This is a genomic window from Pseudomonas khavaziana, assembly GCF_019145205.1.
In the GTDB taxonomy this organism is placed as follows: domain Bacteria; phylum Pseudomonadota; class Gammaproteobacteria; order Pseudomonadales; family Pseudomonadaceae; genus Aquipseudomonas; species Aquipseudomonas khavaziana.
The window spans coordinates 131,016-150,794 of sequence record NZ_JAHSTT010000009.1 but is presented as its reverse complement, the minus strand read 5'-3'; the positions used below and the strand labels follow the sequence as shown (position 1 = coordinate 150,794).

At 61.3% G+C, this 19,779-nt stretch carries 18 protein-coding genes; 11 read left to right on the top strand and 7 right to left on the bottom strand.

The features are described from left to right. The first annotated feature begins 11 nt into the window (after window positions 1-11). The 3 genes from rpiB (at window position 12) to KVH01_RS21260 (ending at window position 3,486) form a co-directional block, all read left to right on the top strand. A complete protein-coding gene (rpiB, locus tag KVH01_RS21270) occupies window positions 12-473 on the top strand; it encodes a ribose 5-phosphate isomerase B (protein WP_043051432.1) in 462 nt (153 codons plus the stop codon). 63 nt (window positions 474-536) lie between these two features. After that, window positions 537-1,517, top strand: a complete 981-nt coding sequence (locus KVH01_RS21265; RefSeq protein ID WP_005788844.1) for a sugar-binding transcriptional regulator — start codon at window positions 537-539, stop codon at window positions 1,515-1,517. Between the two features lie 406 nt (window positions 1,518-1,923). Next, window positions 1,924-3,486: a TerC family protein gene (locus KVH01_RS21260; protein WP_217882786.1), complete on the top strand. Its 1,563-nt coding sequence runs from the start codon at window positions 1,924-1,926 to the stop codon at window positions 3,484-3,486. On the opposite strand, the gene KVH01_RS21255 is transcribed toward KVH01_RS21260, so the two are convergent. Further along, window positions 3,473-3,808 (bottom strand): thioredoxin family protein, encoded by a 336-nt coding sequence (locus KVH01_RS21255; protein WP_217882785.1) that lies wholly within the window; start codon window positions 3,806-3,808, stop codon window positions 3,473-3,475. The two genes, KVH01_RS21260 and KVH01_RS21255, sit on opposite strands and share 14 nt — an antisense overlap. A 340-nt stretch (window positions 3,809-4,148) precedes the next feature. Between KVH01_RS21255 and KVH01_RS21250 the strand changes: the two genes are divergently transcribed. From KVH01_RS21250 to KVH01_RS21215, 8 genes are all read left to right on the top strand, one after another. Continuing rightward, on the top strand, window positions 4,149-4,997 hold the full coding sequence (locus tag KVH01_RS21250; protein WP_217882784.1) for a transporter substrate-binding domain-containing protein: 849 nt from the start codon (window positions 4,149-4,151) through the stop codon (window positions 4,995-4,997). 52 nt (window positions 4,998-5,049) lie between these two features. Next, entirely contained in the window at window positions 5,050-5,712 is a 663-nt protein-coding gene (locus tag KVH01_RS21245) for an amino acid ABC transporter permease (RefSeq protein ID WP_043051429.1), read from the top strand. Between the two features lie 11 nt (window positions 5,713-5,723). Beyond that, the gene (locus tag KVH01_RS21240) at window positions 5,724-6,386 is read left to right on the top strand and encodes an amino acid ABC transporter permease (RefSeq protein ID WP_153871789.1); all 663 of its coding nucleotides are present in this window, start codon (window positions 5,724-5,726) and stop codon (window positions 6,384-6,386) included. After that, window positions 6,383-7,165, top strand: coding sequence for an amino acid ABC transporter ATP-binding protein (locus KVH01_RS21235; RefSeq protein WP_217882783.1), 783 nt, complete (start codon window positions 6,383-6,385; stop codon window positions 7,163-7,165). The genes KVH01_RS21240 and KVH01_RS21235 overlap by 4 nt, the downstream gene beginning before the upstream one ends. A gap of 15 nt (window positions 7,166-7,180) precedes the next feature. Continuing rightward, entirely contained in the window at window positions 7,181-7,570 is a 390-nt protein-coding gene (locus tag KVH01_RS21230) for a RidA family protein (RefSeq protein ID WP_034119946.1), read from the top strand. A gap of 145 nt (window positions 7,571-7,715) precedes the next feature. Further along, a complete protein-coding gene (locus KVH01_RS21225; RefSeq protein WP_217882782.1) occupies window positions 7,716-8,480 on the top strand; it encodes an IclR family transcriptional regulator in 765 nt (254 codons plus the stop codon). Between the two features lie 9 nt (window positions 8,481-8,489). Then, window positions 8,490-9,698: an amino acid deaminase gene (locus tag KVH01_RS21220; RefSeq protein WP_217882781.1), complete on the top strand. Its 1,209-nt coding sequence runs from the start codon at window positions 8,490-8,492 to the stop codon at window positions 9,696-9,698. A 64-nt stretch (window positions 9,699-9,762) separates the two neighbouring features. Beyond that, on the top strand, window positions 9,763-10,668 hold the full coding sequence (locus KVH01_RS21215) for a sugar kinase (RefSeq protein WP_217882780.1): 906 nt from the start codon (window positions 9,763-9,765) through the stop codon (window positions 10,666-10,668). Window positions 10,669-10,789: 121 nt separating this feature from the next. On the opposite strand, the gene KVH01_RS21210 is transcribed toward KVH01_RS21215, so the two are convergent. From KVH01_RS21210 to KVH01_RS21185, 6 genes are all read right to left on the bottom strand, one after another. After that, window positions 10,790-11,065: a peptidylprolyl isomerase gene (locus tag KVH01_RS21210; RefSeq protein WP_003174397.1), complete on the bottom strand. Its 276-nt coding sequence runs from the start codon at window positions 11,063-11,065 to the stop codon at window positions 10,790-10,792. 43 nt (window positions 11,066-11,108) lie between these two features. Then, window positions 11,109-13,646 (bottom strand): PAS domain-containing hybrid sensor histidine kinase/response regulator, encoded by a 2,538-nt coding sequence (locus KVH01_RS21205; RefSeq protein ID WP_217882779.1) that lies wholly within the window; start codon window positions 13,644-13,646, stop codon window positions 11,109-11,111. Between the two features lie 140 nt (window positions 13,647-13,786). Next, window positions 13,787-15,742 (bottom strand): acetoacetate--CoA ligase, encoded by a 1,956-nt coding sequence (locus KVH01_RS21200; protein WP_217882778.1) that lies wholly within the window; start codon window positions 15,740-15,742, stop codon window positions 13,787-13,789. Window positions 15,743-15,904: 162 nt separating this feature from the next. Next, the gene (locus KVH01_RS21195) at window positions 15,905-16,678 is read right to left on the bottom strand and encodes a 3-hydroxybutyrate dehydrogenase (RefSeq protein WP_217882777.1); all 774 of its coding nucleotides are present in this window, start codon (window positions 16,676-16,678) and stop codon (window positions 15,905-15,907) included. 7 nt (window positions 16,679-16,685) lie between these two features. Continuing rightward, window positions 16,686-18,077 carry a GntP family permease gene (locus KVH01_RS21190; protein ID WP_217882776.1) on the bottom strand — a complete coding sequence of 464 codons (1,392 nt, stop codon included), beginning with the start codon at window positions 18,075-18,077 and terminating at the stop codon, window positions 16,686-16,688. 282 nt (window positions 18,078-18,359) lie between these two features. After that, window positions 18,360-19,763 (bottom strand): sigma-54 interaction domain-containing protein, encoded by a 1,404-nt coding sequence (locus KVH01_RS21185; RefSeq protein ID WP_217882775.1) that lies wholly within the window; start codon window positions 19,761-19,763, stop codon window positions 18,360-18,362. Window positions 19,764-19,779 lie beyond the last annotated feature (16 nt).

Here is a 19,779-nt window from a genome sequence, read left to right as displayed (position 1 = left end):
AGCCAGACGCTATGAACACACCTTTCCCGGTGGCTATCGGATGTGATGAAGCGGGTTTTGAGCTTAAAGAGCTGTTGAGGCGCCATATCGAAGCGCTGGGTTACCCGGTGACCGACTTCGGTACTCACTCCACCGCGCCAGTGCTTTACCCGGACATCGCCCTGGCCGTGGCCAATGCCATCAACGCCGGGCAGCAGCGCCTGGGCGTGCTGGTGTGCGGCACCGGGATCGGCATGGCCATCTCAGCCAATAAGGTCATGGGTATTCGTGCGGCCCAGGCCCATGACACCTATTCGGCGGAGCGGGCACGCAAGAGCAACGATGCGCAGATCCTGTCCATCGGTGCGCGGGTGATCGGCGCAGAACTGGCCAAGAGCATCGTCACTGCGTTCCTGGCCTCGGAGTTCGAGGTGGCGCGTTCGGGGGCCAAGGTCGAACGCATCAATGCGATCGAGCGCGATGGGCATCAGTAGTGGACGGCACGGGGCAAGAGTCGGGAGAATGCGCCTTTGACGCCGAAACGGAAGCCCGTCCCCATGAGTGACAGTACCCAGCGCATGGCCAGTGATATCGATCAGATGACCGAAGTGGCGATGCTCTATTACCTTGAGAACGTCACTCAGGAGGCCATCGCCAAGCGCTTCGACCTGTCGCGGGCAAAGGTCAGTCGCCTGCTAAAGAGGGCGCGGGATGAAGGCATTGTCGAGGTGCGCGTATTGCAGCACCCGGCGATGAATAATGAGCTGGAGAGGGCGCTGGTGGAGCGCTTCAAGCTTGACCGTGCCTTGATCGCGGTCGACCACAGCGACCCTGACACCCAGCGCTCGGCGGTCGCCAGCCTGGTGGCCAACTACCTGAACAAGACCCTCGGTGACGGCATGATCGTCGCCGTCGGCATGGGCCGTAACGTCGGCGCGGTGGCCGACAACGTCTTCCTGCCGGTGACGCGCAACTGCACCTTTGTGTGTGCCATTGGCGGTTCGCTCAAGGCCGGCGAGTACATGAACCCCGACCATATCTGCCGGCGCCTGGCCCTGCGCTTTGGCGGCGAGAGCGAAAGCCTGTATGCCCCTGCGCTGGTGGCCAACCCGGAACTGCGTGGCGTGCTGATCAATAACGACACGGTGCGCTCCACCCTCGACCGTGCACGGCGAGCCGACATTGCCCTGATCGGCATCGGCGACATGAGCGAGAACAGCAACATGGTGCGCATGGGCTGGTTCTCGCCCCAGGAGATCGCCCAGGCGCGGTTATCCGGCACCGTGGGGGACATGATGGGCTATGACTTCATCGACATTCACGGCCAGCCGGCGGTCAACGCCATCCAGGGCCGGGTGATCGGGTTGACCGTGCAGGAGCTGTTCCGTATCCCGGATGTGGTGGCGATTGCCAGTGAAAACACCAAGGCGGCGGCGACGTTGGGGGCGTTGCGCTCGGGGGTGATCAATACGCTGGCGACGACGGTGACCAATGCGCATACCATCCTGGCGCTGGATGATGCCACCCGAAAGTCCTGATCCCACACCGTTCCAAATGTGGAATGGGGGCTTGTGTGGGAGGGGCTTGCTCCCGATAGCGGTGTGTCAGCCAGCTTATATATTGACTGACACACCGCCATCGGGAACAAGTCGAATCGTCGCACCGCCCCTCCCACATTGGTTTTGCATCGGCTGGAAGACAGGTTTTGTAATAGTTTTGCCCTGTGGGAGTTTTGTGTTTGGGCTGTAGGATTCAAGTCCTTTTTTCATTTCAGGACTTGCATGAACACCCTCTCGGAGCCTCCCAGTCGTCTTTCCCCAAGACAACCGCTGTCGCTGTTCCCGCTGAAGCACCCCGTATTCCGTCAACTAACCTTGTCCCGGTCCACTGACCGCGCATTGCCGTGCCCGGCATTCTAAAAAACTGAATACAGAGACTCTATAAATGGAATGGTTAGCGGATCCAACGGCCTGGCTCGGCCTTGCGACCTTGATTGTGCTGGAACTGGTGCTGGGTATCGACAACCTGGTGTTTATCGCAATCCTGGCGGACAAGTTGCCGCCGGAACAGCGTGACCGTGCGCGGTTGATCGGTTTGTCCCTGGCCTTGCTGATGCGCCTGGGCCTGTTGGCGAGTATTTCCTGGTTGGTGACCCTCACCCAGCCGCTGTTCGAAGTGTTCGACAAGAGCTTCTCCGGTCGCGACCTGATCATGCTGTTTGGTGGTGTGTTCCTGTTGTTCAAGGCCACCATGGAATTGCATGAACGCCTGGAAGGCCATGTGGCCCAGCACAAGGGCAGTGTGGCCTACGCCATGTTCTGGCCGATTGTCGCGCAGATCGTGGTGCTGGATGCGGTGTTCTCCCTTGACGCGGTGATTACCGCCGTGGGCATGGTGGAAGAGCTGGCGGTGATGATGATCGCGGTGATCGTGTCCATTGGTTTGATGATCGTGGCGAGCAAGCCGCTGACCCGTTTCGTCAACGCCCACCCCACGGTCATCATGCTGTGCCTGGGCTTCTTGATGATGATCGGTTTCGCCCTGACCGCCGAAGGCTTGGGCTTCCATATTCCCAAGGGCTACCTGTACGCGGCCATTGGCTTCTCGATTCTGATCGAGGTGTTCAACCAGATCGCCCGTTCGCGTCGCAAGAAATCGGCACAAGGTGTTCTGCCGGTACGTGAGCGTACGGCCCATGCGGTGATGCGTCTGCTCGGTGGTCGCAGCCTGGCGGTGGAAGAAGTGGGTGAAGAGGTTGCCGACCTGCTGGGCGAGCCGGATGCCAACCAGGGGCCACTGTTTGATCGGCGTGAACGGGTGATGATCAGCGGTGTGCTGCAACTGGCCGAACGGCCGATTCGTACCCTGATGACACCGCGGGCCAAGGTTGACTGCATCGACCTGGCGGACGATCCCGACACGATCCGCCTGAAGCTGATGCATTCGTCCTACTCGCGTTTGCCATTGATCCGCAACGGCGCAGTGGATGAGCCCTTGGGCTTTGTGCACAAGAAAGAACTGCTCAAGGAGTACCTGGCCGGTAACGAGCCGAACCTGGAGCACCTGGCGCGCCGGGCGATCAATCTGCTGGAGAGCTTTTCAATCCTCAATGCCCTGGAACAGATGCGTCAGGAATCCACCCACATCGCCTTCGTGATCAACGAGTTCGGGGATTTCATGGGCGTGTTGAGCATGACCGATATTCTGGAATCCATCGCCGGTGAATTGCCCGATGCCAGTGAAATCGAAGGCCCGGACATTGTCGAGGAGGGCGCGGGCTTTCGTGCCAATGGTGCCTTGAATCTTAATCAGGTGAGCCGACGCACCGGCTTCAAGGCCGTAACGACGGAAGATTACCAGACCCTGGCCGGCCTGGTGATGAGCCTGTTGGACCGCTTGCCGGTTGTGGGCGATAGTCTTGAATACGAGGGGTGGCGCCTGACTGTGGCCGCGGTGGAAGAGCGGAGGGTGACGCAGGTTTGTTTGTCGCCGCTTACGGCCCCTTGATCTGAAGGCGAGCGAACCGCTTGAACGTGTCTTCAAGCGCTTGCTCGCCGAGTCCGGGAACGGTTTCCTGAAGCTGTTGGTCCAGGTAGATCAGCAGCATTGGAATCCGGTCCACGCTTGGATGGCGCGGTGTTTCGGCGCAATCAAGGATCATGATCTTGACCTGGCCTTCGTACCTCTGGCTTATGCGCATGAAGCGTGGCATCGCATCAGTGCATGCCGCGCAACCATGGGAAATGAATACAACGAATACGGGCTGCTTCGTATCGAGTTCGCGGTCAAATTGCGCCTTATCTGCGATCACTGCATTGACGTAATCCATCGGGCATCTCCCTGTCACTCTTTGGCTTACGCTAAGTCGGAAAATCGTCCAGGTCTACTGTCAACCTTCACAGGTCTGTCTTCACACGCCTTGCATCTGGAGCGTCATCCAGGCACCCAGATAGGTGCGCAGTAACACCGTTGTGGGGCGTTGCGTAGCAAAACCCTACGCCTTCGGTGCAACGCCGTTAAGCGCTTCAATACCTATCTTACTGAACCATAAAGAGTTTCCCGACAGCATATTTTTCCTCCCGTGGCTGTGGCACACTTTCTGCTGTCTATTCCGTTGTTACATACCAAGTTCCGGTATAGCGGAATTAACAATCCCTGGAGTGCTTGTCATGCATCACCAACCTTCCGTATTCAAAGCGTGTGTTTTTCTTGTTGTCGCATCGGCTCCCTTCACCAGCATGGTGCAGGCGGCGGACAGCAAGCTCGATGACGTACTCAAGCGCGGGCACCTTATCGTGGGTACAGGCAGTACCAATGCGCCGTGGCACTTCCAGGGAGCGGATGGCAAGTTGCAGGGCTTCGATATCGACATCGGCCGCATGGTGGCCAAGGGTTTGTTCAATGACCCGAGCAAGGTCGAGTTTGTGGTGCAGTCGTCCGATGCACGCATTCCCAACCTGCTCACCGACAAGGTTGATATGAGCTGCCAGTTCATCACCGTCACCGCCAGCCGTGCGCAGCAGGTGGCCTTCACCCTGCCGTACTACCGCGAAGGTGTCGGCTTGTTGCTGCCGAACAACAGCAAGTACAAGGAAATCGAAGACCTGCAGGCGGCGGGCGATGACGTCACCGTGGCTGTGCTGCAAAACGTGTATGCCGAAGAGCTGGTGCACCAGGCGCTGCCCAAGGCCAAGGTCGATCAATACGACAGTGTCGACCTGATGTACCAGGCCGTGAACTCCGGTCGCGCTGATGCCGCCGCCACCGACCAGTCTTCGGTCAAGTACCTGATGGTGCAGAACCCTGGCCGCTACCGCAGCCCCACGTACGCCTGGAGCCCGCAAACCTATGCGTGCGCGGTCAAGCGCGGCGACCAGGACTGGCTGAACTTCGTCAACACCGCGCTTCACGAAGCCATGACCGGTGTAGAATTCCCCACCTACAAAGCTTCATTCAAGCAGTGGTTTGGGGTGGACCTGCCAGAACCGGCGATTGGTTTTCCCGTGGAATTCAAGTGATCCGCAACTATAGGGGCGTGCCTGAACACGCCCCACTCAGGTACTGCTGACCATGAACTATCAGTTGAATTTTGCCGCCGTCTGGCGTGATTTCGACACCTTGCTGGCGGGGCTCGGCCTGGGCCTGCAGCTGGCCTTGCTGTCGATTGCCATCGGCTGCGTGATCGGCCTGCTGATGGCGTTTGCCATGCTGTCCCGGCACCGCGCGTTGCGCATCCTGGCCTCGGTGTACGTGACGGTGGTGCGCAATACGCCGATCCTGGTGCTGATTCTGTTGATCTACTTTGCCTTGCCGTCCCTGGGGATCCGCCTGGACAAGATCCCCTCGTTCATCATCACCCTGTCGCTCTACGCCGGTGCCTACCTGACCGAAGTGTTCCGCGCCGGGCTGCTGAATATTCCCAAGGGCCTGCGCGAAGCCGGGCTGGCCATCGGACTTGGCGAATGGCGGATCCGCGCCTATATCACCGTGCCGGTGATGCTGCGCAACGTGCTGCCGGCGCTGTCGAACAACTTTATCTCACTGTTCAAGGACACCTCCCTGGCCGCGGCGATTGCGGTGCCGGAGCTGACCTATTACGCCCGCAAGATCAACGTCGAAAGCTACCGGGTGATTGAAACCTGGCTGGTCACGACCGCGCTCTATGTGGCTGCCTGTTACCTCATTGCCATGCTGCTCCGTTACCTGGAACAGCGCCTGGCGATCCGTCGTTAAGGAGGGTTTCCATGTACGAATCCCCCAGTTGGCTGCATGAATTATGGGTCGCCCGCGATACGCTCTGGGCCGGCTTCCAGGCCAGTGTGTACGTGTCGGCCCTGGCGATTATCTTCGGTACTCTGATCGGCATCGTCGCCGGGTTGATCCTGACCTACGGCAAGTTCTGGATGCGCGCGCCGTTTCGCCTGTACGTCGATTTGATCCGGGGCACACCGGTGTTTGTGCTGGTGCTGGCGTGTTTCTACATGCTGCCGGCCCTGGGTTGGCAGATCAGCGCATTCCAGGCCGGTGCGGTTGGGCTCACGTTGTTCTGTGGCTCCCATGTGTCGGAAATCGTGCGTGGCGCGCTGCAAGCCATTCCCCGGGGGCAGCTTGAAGCCGGCAAGGCGATTGGCCTGACGTTTTACCAGTCCCTGGGCTACGTGCTGTTGCCCCAGGCGCTGCGGCAGATCCTGCCGACCTGGGTCAATTCCTCCACGGAAATCGTCAAGGCCTCGACCTTGCTGTCGGTGATCGGCGTGGCTGAGTTGCTGCTCAGTACCCAGCAGGTGATCGCCCGCACCTTCATGACCCTGGAGTTCTACCTGTTCGCCGGGTTTCTGTTCTTTGTCATCAACTACGCCATTGAATTATTCGGGCGCTACATTGAAAAGCGGGTGGCCTTGCCATGAACCAAGCTCAAACCAACCCAGCGTTGCTGGACATTCGCGGCCTGCGTAAACAGTACGGCGAAGTGGAGGTGCTCAAGGGCGTGGACCTGTCCCTGCAGCGTGGCAATGTGGTGACCTTGATCGGCTCCAGCGGGTCGGGCAAGACTACCTTGCTGCGCTGCGTGAACTTGCTGGAGGAATTCCAGGGCGGGCAGATCACCCTCGATGGCGAGTCCATCGGCTACCGCGAGGTCGGCGGCAAGCGTGTGCGCCATCCGGAGCGCGTGATTGCCCAGCACCGCGCAATGACCGGCATGGCGTTCCAGCAATTCAACCTGTTCCCGCATCTGACCGCGCTGCAAAACGTCACCCTCGGCTTGCTCAAGGTCAAGAAGATGGGCAAGGATGAAGCCGTGGCGCTGGCCGAGAAATGGCTGGACCGCGTCGGCCTGCTGGAGCGCCGTAATCACTTCCCGGGCCAATTGTCCGGTGGCCAGCAACAACGCGTGGCGATTGCCCGGGCGATTGCCATGAACCCTAGCCTGATGCTGTTTGACGAAGTCACCTCTGCCCTCGATCCGGAGCTGGTGGGCGAAGTGCTCAGTGTGATCAAGGGGCTGGCAGAAGAGGGTATGACCATGTTGCTGGTCACCCACGAAATGCGCTTTGCCTATGAAGTCTCGGACCAAATCGTCTTCATGAACCAGGGCCGCATTGAAGAGCAGGGTACCGCCAAAGACATTTTCGAACGGCCGCAGTCGCCGCGCCTGGCGGAATTCCTCAAGAACATTCGTTTTTAACAAGGAGCAACTTGCATGAGCATTACTCGTTACGGTACCGGCAGCACCGCAGGTGGCGGCCAGCCACGTCCCTTCGCCCGCGCGGTGGAGGCCGATGGCTGGCTGTATGTGTCAGGCCAGGTGCCCGCCGTGGACGGCGAAATCATCAGTGGCGGCATCATCGAGCAAACCCGGCAGACCATGCGCAACGTGGTGGCGATCCTCGAAGAGGCCGGTTACGAACTCAAGGATGTGGTGCGCGTTGGCGTATGGCTGGAAGACCCTCGGGACTTCTGGAGTTTCAACAAAGTCTTCGGTGAATACTTCACCCCGGAACACGCCCCGGCGCGGGCCTGCGTGCAGGCCAATATGATGGTCGATTGCAAGGTTGAGATCGATTGCGTGGCCTACAAGAAAAAGGGCTGAATATTCAAACCCTGTAGGAGCGAGCTTGCTCGCGAAGATCGTCAATGATAACGCGGGTATTCTGTATGAACGCGTTGTCCTGAAGTTTTTCGCGAGCAAGCTCGCTCCTACAGAAGACTTCATACCACTCGGGACCGAGTCCACTATGACCGAAGACACCATCAAGCGCCGCGCCAAAGGCCTGGACCGTGCGTTCGATATCCTCGATTTTCTCAAGGAGATCGGCCAGCCCCTGCGCCCGAATGACATTGCCAGCGGCATTGGCAGCCCCAAGTCCACGGTCTACGAGTTGGTCGCTTCCCTGCTGGAGCGGCGCATCCTGGAAACCGTAGGCAAGGACGGTCACGTGTATCTGGGCCGCCAGTTGTATTTCCTCGGCCAGGCGCACCTGCGCCACTTCGACCTGACCCGCGAGGCCGACCACGCCTTGCAGGACATCGTCAGCCAGACCCACGAAACCGCGCAAATGTGCCTGCTCAATGGGCGCAAATACACGGTAGCCTTGATGCGCGAGGGCCAGCGGCATTTCAGGATTTCTTCGGATATCGGTGAAAACGCACCGATCCCATGGACCGCCTCCGGGCGCCTGCTGCTCGGGCATTTGAGCGACCAGCAGATCATTGACCTGATCGATCCCGACGATTTCATCCTGCCGGACGGCCAGCGCCTGCCGTTACACATCTTCCTGGCGCAGATCCGCCAGGCCACCCTCGATGGATTTTTTTCCTTCGACAGTGTGGCCGACACCTTTACCCATTGCTTTGCCGCCCCGGTGCGGGACGCCCAGGGCGTCAGCATTGCGACCCTGTGCATCGTCGCCCCCCGGGCCGATGCCAGCAAAAACTACCACGACTATCGCCGGGTGCTGATCGACAGCGCCAACAGCCTGGCCCGGCGTATCAACGATTAGGAGTTTTCCATGTCTGCCCTAAATGCCGTTGAAAAAGGCGCTGCCGCTATCGGTGCCCACTTGGTCCGCGACGTCAGCCTGCCGGCCCTGGTGCTGCACCGCGACGCCTTGGAACACAACATTCGCTGGATGCAGGACTTTGTCAGCCGCAGCGGTGCCGAACTGGCGCCCCACGGCAAGACCAGCATGATGCCCGCGCTGTTCCAGCGCCAGCTCAGCGCCGGCGCCTGGGGCATCACCCTGGCCAGCGCCGTGCAGACCCGGGCTGCCTATGCCGGTGGCGTGCGTCGCGTGTTGATGGCCAACCAGTTGGTGGGCGCGCCGAACATGGCGTTGATCGCCGAGCTGCTGGCCGACAAGGATTTCGACTTCCATTGCATGGTCGATCACCCGGATAGCGTCGCCGACCTGGGCCTGTTCTTCGCCGCCCGTGGCCTGCGCCTGAACGTGATGATCGAATACGGCGTGGTCGGCGGCCGTTGCGGTTGCCGCAGCGAGCACGAGGTGCGCGAGCTGGCCAAGGCAATCAAGGCCCAGCCCGCGCTGGCCCTGACCGGTATCGAAGGCTACGAAGGGGTGATCCACGGTGAGCATGCCATCAGCGGCATTCGTGACTTCGCCGCCAGCCTGGTGCGCCTGGCGGTGGATTTGCAAGACAACGGCCTGTTCGACCTGCCCAAGCCGATCGTCACGGCCTCGGGCTCGGCCTGGTACGACCTGATCGCCGAGTCGTTCGAAGCGCAGAATGCCGCCGGGCGTTTCCTCAGTGTGTTGCGCCCCGGCAGCTATGTGGCTCACGACCATGGTATCTACAAACAAGCCCAGTGCTGTGTGCTCGAGCGCCGCAGCGACCTCGACGAGGGCCTGCGCCCGGCGCTGGAAGTCTGGGCCCATGTGCAGTCGCTGCCGGAGCCGGGCTTTGCGGTGGTTGCCCTGGGCAAGCGCGACGTGGCTTATGACGCCGGTTTGCCGGTGCCGCTCAAGCGCTACAAGGCCGGGATTGTGCCGGCCCAAGGTGATGATGTGAGCGGGTGCAAGGTCACGGCGGTGATGGATCAGCATGCGTTCATGAGCGTGGCACCGGGGGTTGAATTGCGCATCGGCGACATCATTTCGTTTGGTACTTCCCACCCTTGCCTGACCTTCGACAAATGGCAGGTGGGCTGCCTGGTGGATGAGCAGTTGCAGGTGATCGAGTCCCTGCGTACCTGCTTCTAGACCGAGTCGCTCCTATCGGGGGCTTGCCCCCGATGAGGCCATCAGCCCCACCGAGACAGCAGCCATGACCAACCAACCGCGCATCGCCCTCATCGGCGAATGCATGATCGAACTGCAACACCGCGCCGACGGCAGCCTGCACCAGAGCTTCGGCGGCGACACCCTGAACACGGCAGTGTACCTGCGCCGCGAACTGGGCGAGGTCGGCAGCGTCGACTACGTCACGGCCTTGGGCGATGACAGCTTCAGCGATGCCATGTGCCAGCAATGGCACGAAGAGGGCATTGGCCTAGGCATGGTCCAGCGCCTGCCCGGGCGCCTGCCGGGTTTGTACTGCATTCAGACCGACGCCAATGGCGAGCGCAAGTTTCTCTACTGGCGCAACGAAGCGGCGGTGCGCGACTGCTTCACCACGCCGGCGGCCGAGCCGATACTGGCGGCGTTACCGGGTTATGACGTGGTGTATTTCAGCGGCATTACCCTGGCCGTGCTGGGAGCAGTGGGGCGCGAGCGCCTGCTGCAAACCCTGGTGCAAACCCGTAGTCGCGGTGGCAGGGTAGTGTTCGATAACAATTACCGGCCACGGCTGTGGGCCGATGTGGCAGCGGCCCGTGAGGCTTATCGCACGGTGTTGGCCGAAGTGGATATCGCCCTGTTGACCGAGGACGACGAGCGCGCCTTGTTTGGCTATCAAGACAGCGAGCAGGTGTTTGCGGCGTATCCATCGATTGCAGAGGTGGTGCTCAAGCGTGGGGCGGATGCCTGTCTGATTCGTTGTGCGGGGGAGCGCTTTGCAGTGCCGGCGTTGAAGGTGGAGAAGGTGGTGGATACCACGGCTGCGGGGGATTCGTTCAGTGCGGCGTATCTGGCCGGGCGGCTCAAAGGTGGCTCGCCGCAAGCGGCTGCATTGGCGGGGCATCGGTTGGCGAGTCGGGTGATTCAGCTGCCGGGGGCGCTGATAACGAGGTGAATGGCCGCCTGTGGCGGATCGGGAGCAAGCCCCCTCCCACATTAGACTGCATTCCTTCAGTTGGAATAGGCTCAACTGTGGGAGGGGGCTTGCTCCCGATGGCGGTGTAAAGCCAAGCCCATCAGTCCCGGTAAAACACCTGTACCAGGTGATACCCGAACTTGCTTTTGATCGGCCCGTGCACCACCTTCACCGGTTTCTTGAAAATCACCGCATCAATCGCCCCCACCATCTGCCCGGGCCGCACTTCACCCAGGTCGCCGCCACGCTTGCCGGACGGGCAGGTGGAATACTTCTTGGCCAGCACATCAAAGGCTTCGCCCTTGGCAATGCGCTGCTTGAGTTGTTCGGCTTCTTCGCTGGTTTTCACCAGGATATGACGGGCTTGGGCTTTCATTGGTCTCTACCAGCAGAGCGACGGCGCGCGATTATGCCTGAACTCATGCCTCGACGCCGAGCATGCTGCGGATTTTGGTGGCCAGCAGGTCGATGGAAAACGGCTTGGCCACCATGTCCATGCCGTCTTCCAGGAAGCCTTGGCGTTCGGCGGCTTTCTCGGCATAACCGGTCATGAACAACACCCGCAGGCCCGGGCGATGCTGACGGGCGATTTCCGCCAGTTGCCGACCGTTCATGCCCGGCAGACCGACGTCGGTCACCAGCAGGTCGACGCGCAGATCCGACTCCAGCAGCGGCAGCGCCGCGCGGGCATCCGCCGCCTGGTGGGCGGTGTAGCCCAGCTCGTTGAGCACGTTGACCACCAGCATGCGCACTGCCGGGTCGTCCTCGACCACCACCACGGCTTCACCGGCCTGGGCCACGGGGGCTTCGGCCAGGCTGGCGGGCAGGTGGCTTTCCAGCGCGGTGCCATACAAGCGCGGCAGGTACAGGCGCACGCAGGTGCCCTGGCCCGGTTCGCTCTGGATGGTCACGTGGCCTCCAGACTGCTGGGCAAAGCCATAGATCATCGACAATCCCAGGCCGGTGCCTTGGCCGATGGGCTTGGTGGTGAAAAATGGATCGAAGGCCTTGGCGAGGATTTTCGGCGCCATGCCGCTGCCATTGTCGCTCACGCCGAGCATCACATAGTCGCCGGCCTTGACCGGCTCCAGGGTAGTGATATCGGTGCCGTCCAAATAGCTGTTGGCGGTTTCGATCAGCAACTCGCCGCCATCGGGCATGGCATCGCGGGCGTTGATCACCAGGTTGAGCAGGGCGTTTTCCAATTGGCTGGCGTCGGTGTTCACCGGCCAGATGTCCTTGCCCAATTGCACATTGAGTGTGATATGCGCGCCCTTGGTGCGCCGGAACAGGTCTTCCAGGGACGCCACCAACTGGTTGGGGTCGGTGGGGCGCCGGTCCAGCGACTGGCGCCGGGAGAACGCCAGCAGGCGGTGGGTCAGGGCAGCGGCACGGTGGGCGGAGGCGACGGCGGCGTCGGCAAAGCGGCCGATATCGTCGCTGCGTCCGGCGGCGATGTAGCGTTGCATCAGGTCGAGGCTGCCGATGATGCCGGTGAGCATATTGTTGAAGTCATGGGCGATGCCGCCAGTGAGCTGGCCCACCGCTTCCATCTTTTGCGCATGACGCAAGGCATCTTCGGCGCGCTCGCGCTCGAACATCTCGTTTTGCAGGCGCTGGTTGGCTTCGGCCAGGGCCTGGGTACGCTGGGCCACGCGTTCTTCGAGGTTTTCGTTGAGATGGCGCAGCGCTTCTTCGGTGAGCTTGCGTTCGGTCTCATCGATCACAAAGATGTAGAAGCCATTGACCGAGCCGTCGTTGCTGAAGCGCGGCAGGTACTTCATCAGCGCGTGGCGCGGGCGGCCGTCGCGATGGGGCGTGATGGTCATGAAACTGCACGCCTTGCCGTTGAGGGCGGCTTCGATCTTGTCTGCACGCCCGGCATACACCTCGTCGCCGAGCACTTCGCGGATGGACTTGCCGTACAGCTCCTGGGGGGTCATGCCGTACCAGTCGAGGTAGGCGCTGTTGTTCAAGCGAAAGCGCTGCTCATGGTCGACATAACCGATCAGCACCGGCATGGCGTTGATGATCAGTTGCAGCTCGGTCTGGCTTTGGCGCAGGGCCTGTTCGGTGTGCTTGCGCTCGGTAAGGTCCAGCGCGGCGCCGAGGAACCGCGCAGGGCGGCCTTGTTGGTCCTTGTAGCAGCGGCCACGGGCGAACACCCAGCGCACCTGGCCGTCGGCTTGCAGCAGGCGGTATTCCTCGGCGTATTCGGTGCCGAAGGTGATGCAATGCTTGATGCTGCGCGCCACCATGCCACGGTCTTCGGGGTGCACGCCTTGCAGGTAGGCGCTGATGGGCAACAGGCCGGCGTCATTGGGGTCGACGCCATGCAGATGGGCGAAATGGGCGTCGGCGATAAAGCGGTCTTCACCGATATCCCAATCCCAGGTGCCTACCGCATCGGTGGCTGCCAGGGCCAGTTGCAGGCGCTGCTCGGTACTGTGCTGGGCCTTGAGGCTCTCTTCGGAGCGCTGCTGCAGTTCGAGGGCTTTGCTGCGCCGCTCGTTGGTTTCGATGGCGGTGACCAGGATACCGGCCACCAGGCCGCTTTCATCGCGCACCGGGCTGTAGGTCAGGTCGAGCCAGATGTCGGTGTCGCGGCCATGGCGTTGCACCACGAAGCGCTGCTCGCTGAAAGTGCGCACCTGGCCGCTGAGGACCGCGTCGTAGACCGGCCCGGCGAAGCTTTCCAGCTCCGGCCAGGTATGGTGCGCCGGCTGGCCAAGGGCGCCGGGGTGCTTGTTGCCCACCAGCAGGGCAAAGGCATCGTTGTAGAGTTGAGTGAGTTGCGGCCCCCACAGCAGCACCATCGGCATCGGCGAATGCACGACGATATCGACGGCGGTGCGCAGGCTTTGCGGCCAATCAGCGGCCTCACCGAGGGGGCTTTGCGCCCAGTCCAGCCGCTTGATCAATGCAGCGGCTTCGCTACCGGTGGATGTTCCATTCATGAAAAAGCCCTGAGCATGACGCTTTGAAAAAATGACAACACCCATTGTCCCAAGGGATAACAGCGGGTGACTACCCCCGAAAAATAGCATGCCTTGAGGGTTTTTCTTCAAAACGCTGCGTCAGCGCTGAAACCTTTCATCTAATAATCCAGTTCAGCTCGATTGCGAAACTGGTCCAGCGCCTGGGGATTAGCCAGGGCATCGGTGTTCTTCACCGGCTCCCCGTGCACCACGTTGCGCACGGCCAATTCAACGATCTTGCCGCTGATGGTGCGGGGGATATCCGTGACAGCGAGGATTTTGGCCGGTACGTGGCGCGGCGTGGTGTTGGCGCGGATCACCTGGCGGATCTGCTGTTGCAGCGCCTCATCCAGTTCGACTCCGTCATCGAGGCGCACAAACAGCACCACGCGCACATCATCCTGCCAGCGCTGGCCGATGGCGAGGCTTTCCAGCACCTGGGGGAGTTTTTCCACCTGGCGATAAATCTCGGCGGTGCCGATGCGTACGCCACCGGGGTTGAGCACGGCGTCCGAACGCCCATGAATCAACAGGCTGCCATTGGGCCTTTGTTCGGCATAGTCCCCCTGGGCCCATACGCCGGGATACTGGCGGAAATACGAGGCGCGCAGCTTGGTCTGTTGCGGGTCGTTCCACAACCCGACGGGCATGGCGGGGAAGTGCCGGGTGCACACCAGTTCGCCTTTCTCTGCGACCAAGGGCCGGCCCTGGTCGTCCCATACTTCAATGGCCATGGCCAGGCTCTTGCACTGCATCTCACCGCGCCGCACCGGCAGTACCGGATTGCCAATCACAAAGCAGGAGACGATATCGGTGCCGCCGGACATCGACGACAGGCACAGCTCGGCCTTGATCTCGCGGTACACATAGTCATAACTCTGGGGCGACAGCGGCGAGCCGGTGGAAATCAGGCCCTTGAGGCTGCCCAGGTCGTGGCTCAGGCGCGGTTGCAGCCCGGCTTTTTCCAAAGTGGCAAGGAACTTGGGGCTGGTGCCGAACACACTGATTTTTTCTGCATCGATCAGGTCGATCAAGCGCTCGGGGCCGGGATGAAACGGTGAGCCGTCGTACAGCACCGCGGTGGCACCGAGCGCCAGCACCGACACCAGCCAGTTCCACATCATCCAGCCGCAGGTGGTGTAGTAGAACAGGCAGTCTTCGCGGCCGAGGTCGGCGTGCAGGCCGTGTTCCTTGAGGTGGGTGAGCAGCACGCCGCCGGTACCATGGATGATGCACTTGGGCACACCGGTGGTGCCGCTGGAATAGAGGATATACAGCGGGTGATCGAACGGCACCGCGACAAATTCGGGCTCGCCACCGGCTTGGTAGAAGTCGTTCCACAGCGCGACCCGGGCTTGGGTGCGGTAGTCCCCGACCTGCGCCTGGGGCCGGGCGTAGGGCACAATGATCAACTGTTGCAGGGACGGCAGGCGTTCGAGGATGTCATTGAGCTTGGCGCTCTGGTCGATGGTCTTGCCGGCATAGCGGTAGCCGGCGCAGGTGATCAGCACCTTGGGTTCGATCTGGCCGAAACGGTCGATCACGCCCTGGGTGCCGAAGTCCGGCGAGGAGCATGACCAGATTGCACCAAGGCTGGTGGTAGCCAGCATGCCCACCAGGGTTTGCCAGGTGTTGGGCATACACGCCGCGACCCGATCGCCTATGCCCACACCTGCCGCCCGCAGGCTGCGTTGCAGGCCGGCGACGTGGGCGCCCAGTTCGGCATAGCTCAGTTGTTCGCGCTGGCCGTCTTCGCTGATCGCCACCACGGCGGGGTGATCGTCGCGGCGGCGCAACAGGTGTTCGGCAAAGTTCAGGGTCGCGCCAGGGAACCACTGGGCACTGGGCATTGCAGCGCCCTCGACCAGGGCCGTGGTGGGTGGGCTGCGAAATTGCACGTCGAAGTACGCGACAATCGCCTGCCAGAAGTCCGGGCGCTGGTCGATGCTCCATTGGTGCAGGGCAGGGTAGTCGTGGAGGTGCAGGCTGTGGCGATCATTGATAAAACGCCGGAACTGGTCCATCCGCGTGTTGGCGATGCGTTCGGGGGAGGGTTGCCAGAGGATGTCGGACATAGCGAAATCTCTTGTTCTTGTATCGGTCTTTAAAACAATAGCGTTCCAATGTGGGAGGGGGCTTGCTCCCGATAGCAGTGTGCAAGGCGAGCATCTGTAACTGAACCACCGCTATCGGAAGCAAGCCCCCTCCCACATTTTGATCTCCGGTGCCTGGGGGGGTTATTGGGCCAGCCAGCCACCGTCGATATTCCACGCCGCACCGCGCACTTGGGCGCCAGCCTCACTGCACAAAAACAACACCAGCTCGCCCAGTTGCGAAGGCGTGACGAACTCCAGGGACGGCTGTTTCTCCGCGAGCAAATCCTGCTGCGCCTGCTGTGGGTCGACCCCCGTGGCCACCCGATCATCAATCTGCTTCTGCACCAATGGCGTCAGCACCCAGCCCGGGCAGATAGCGTTGCAGGTCACGTTGCTGGTGGCAGTCTCCAAACCCACCACCTTGGTCAGGCCAATCACCCCATGCTTTGCCGCCACATACGCGGCCTTGCCCACTGAGCCGACCTGGCCGTGCACCGAGGCGATGTTGACGATGCGTCCCCAGCCCTTGGCCTTCATGTCCGGCAAGCCCAGGCGTGTGCTGTGGAACACCGAGGACAGGTTGATGGCAATGATCGAATCCCAGCGTTCCACTGGAAAGTCTTCCACCGCCGCCACATGCTGGATGCCGGCGTTGTTGACCAGGATGTCGACGCCGCCGAACTCGCGCTTGGCGTAGGCGAACATGTCGGCAATCTGCGCCGGGTCGCTGACGTCTGCCGGGTGGTGCCCGACCTTGCCGCCAAACGCCTGCACCTGGGCGATCACCGCGCTGGCGTCGCCGAAGCCATTGAGGATCAGGTTGGCACCGGCCTTGGCCAGGCTCAGGGCTATGCCTAAGCCGATGCCACTGGTGGAGCCGGTGACCAGGGCGGTCTTGCCATTCAACGTCGTCATGAAAACCTCACACAATGCCAGTGGCATAGAAAGTACCGATCACCACGAACACCGCTAGGGTCTTGATGATGGTGATGCCGAAAATGTCCTTGTAGGCCTCGCGGTGGGTCAGCCCGGTGACCGCCAGCAGGGTGATCACCGCGCCGTTGTGGGGCAGGGTGTCCATGCCGCCGCTGGCCATGGCCGCGACCCGGTGAAGCACTTCAAGGGGGATATTGGCCGCGTGGGCCGCCGAAATAAAGCTCTCGGACATCGCCGCCAGGGCGATGCTCATGCCGCCCGAGGCAGAACCGGTGATGCCGGCCAGCAGGGTCACGGTAATCGCTTCGTTGACCAACGGGTTGGGGATGCCCTTGAGCCAGTCCGCCAGTACCAGAAAGCCTGGCAATGATGCGATCACCGCACCAAAGCCGTATTCCGATGCGGTGTTCATGGCGGCGAGCAAGGCACCGCTCACCGCGCTCTTGCTGCCTTCGGCCAGCTTGCTTTTGATTGCAGAGAAACCGAACACCAGCACCACGATAATCCCTATCAGCAACGCCGCCTGCACCGCCCAGATGGCGGTGAGCTTGGCAATTTCGGTGGTTACCGGCGTGCTCATGCCCGGCAGGCTGAGGCTGTGGGTCTTGCCGTACCACTGCGGGATCCAGTGGGTAAACAACAGGTTCATCACCCCCACCAGGATCAACGGCGACAGCGCGAGCCAGGGGTTGGGCAGGGTGAGGTTTTCAGCCGTTTCCGGCTCGTTACGCAGCTCGGTGCCATAACCTTCGCCGGCACGCAGGGCCTTGTTGCGCTGGCGCGCCAGGTAGAGCATGCCGGTGCAGAACACGAAGATCGTGCCGATCAGCCCCAGCCACGGCGCCGCCCAGGCGGTGGTATTGAAGAAGGTGCTGGGGATGATGTTCTGGATCTGCGGCGTGCCGGGCAGGGCGTCCATGGTGAACGAGAACGCGCCAAGGGCAATGGTCGCCGGGATCAGGCGCTTGGGGATATTGCTCTGGCGGAACATCTCTGCAGCGAACGGGTACACCGCAAACACCACCACAAACAGCGATACGCCGCCGTAGGTGAGCAGGGCGCAGACCAATACGATCACCAGCATCGCCTGGCGCGTGCCGAGCAAGCGGATCGCGGCGGCGACGATGGACCGTGAGAAGCCCGACAACTCGATCAGCTTGCCGAACACCGCGCCAAGCAGGAACACCGGGAAATATAGCTTGATAAAACCGACCATCTTTTCCATGAACACCCCGGTAAAGGCAGGGGCGACGGCTGATGGGTCGGTGAGCAGCACCGCGCCGAGGGCGGCGATGGGGGCAAACAGGATGACGCTATAGCCACGGTAGGCCGCCAGCATCAGCAGCGCGAGCGCGGCCAGGGCAATGATCACACTCATGGTGTGTCTCCATTGGATTGTTATTGTTGTGGGGTGAAGCGGTGGGAAGGGCTATAGCTAGATATGTGCCATATTTTTAACTAATTGAAAAACAACAATATTTTCAGGATCTTTGACAGCACTTTGAAATTTTATCTCTACTTTGAGACAACCAAATGCAAAATGTGGGAGGGGGCTTGCTCCCGATAGCAGTGTGTCAGGTTGAGAATCTGTACCTGACCCACTGCTATCGGGAGCAAGCCCCCTCCCACATTAGATTGTCTTTATATTGAGAATATTATCTCAATTTAGAGAATTGGTGAGGCCCAGCGCTACCATTTTCTTGTACAGGGTCGACCGCCCCAGCCCCAACCGCTTGGCGGCCTCCACCACATTGCCTTCGCACATCCTCAACGCCGTACCAATCACCTGCCGGTCAAACCGCTCCCGCGCCGCCGCGAAGGTTTCACCCTCGACCGCCGGCACCGCGCCACGGGCCACCGGGCTGAACGTGCCAATCGCTGCGCGAATCTCACTGGCGTTCAATACCAGGTCGTCACTCAACAACGCCGCCCGCTCCAATACATTGCGCAGTTCGCGGATATTCCCCGGCCATGCATGCTGGGCCAACAGCGCCAAGGCCTCACGATCCAGCTCATGCTGGCTGCGCAGTTCTTCGAGGATCGCCTCGCTCAGGGCCGGTATATCTTCCAGGCGCTCGCGCAACGGCGGTACCTGGATTGGCAGCACGTTCAGCCTGTAATACAAATCCGCACGAAACTCGCCACGCCTGATCGCGGCTTCCAGGTCCATGGACGTAGCCGCAATCACCCGCACATCGCTGTGCAGCATCTCGTTGGAACCCACCGGTTCGAATTCCTTTTCCTGCAATACCCGCAGCAGTTTGCTTTGCAGCGGCAGTGGCATGTCGCCGATTTCGTCGAGGAACAGTGTGCCGCCCTGGGCGATCTGGAACTTGCCGGGGCGGCCCTTGCGGTCGGCGCCGGTAAACGCGCCGGGGGCGGTGCCGAAGAACTCGGCCTCGAGCAGGTCATGGGGAATCGCCGCGCTATTGATGCTCACGAAAGCTTTGTGCGCCCGCGGTGACGCGCCGTGGATGGCCTGTGCGAGCAGTTCCTTGCCTGTGCCGGTCTCCCCCAGCAGCAACACTGGTGACTCGGCGCTCGCACTGCGCCGCGCCCGGCGCTTGACCTCGAGGCTGGCGGCGCTGGTGCCGATAAAGTGCGCGAAATTGTATTTGCTTTGCCGCGACCGCAGCAGCGAGCGCGTCGAGGCCAGCTCCTGCTGCATGCTCAGGTAGCGCTCGATCAGCGGCGACAGGTTTCGCAGCTCATCGAACAGCGCAAAGCCAATTGCGCCGATGACCGCCCCGGCGTCGTCGTGGATCGGCAGGCGCATCACCACCAGCGGGCCCTTGGGGGTGTCCTGGATATCCAGCAGGATCGGCCGGTCGTTGCGCACCACCTGGCGCAACAGGCTGTTGGAAATCACCTGCTCGCACGGCTGGCCGATGGCTTGGTCGGCGCTCTTGAGACCAAAACGCTTGGCGTAACGCTCGTTCATCCACACGATATTCGCGTCGCGGTCGACGATGACCGTGCCTTCGCTGGACTGCTCGATGATCTCGAACAGCGACTGGATGGCCAGGCCGCGAACGTGCTGGTAGTCCTTGAGGCTGGTGCTCATGGAGGCAGAATCCTGT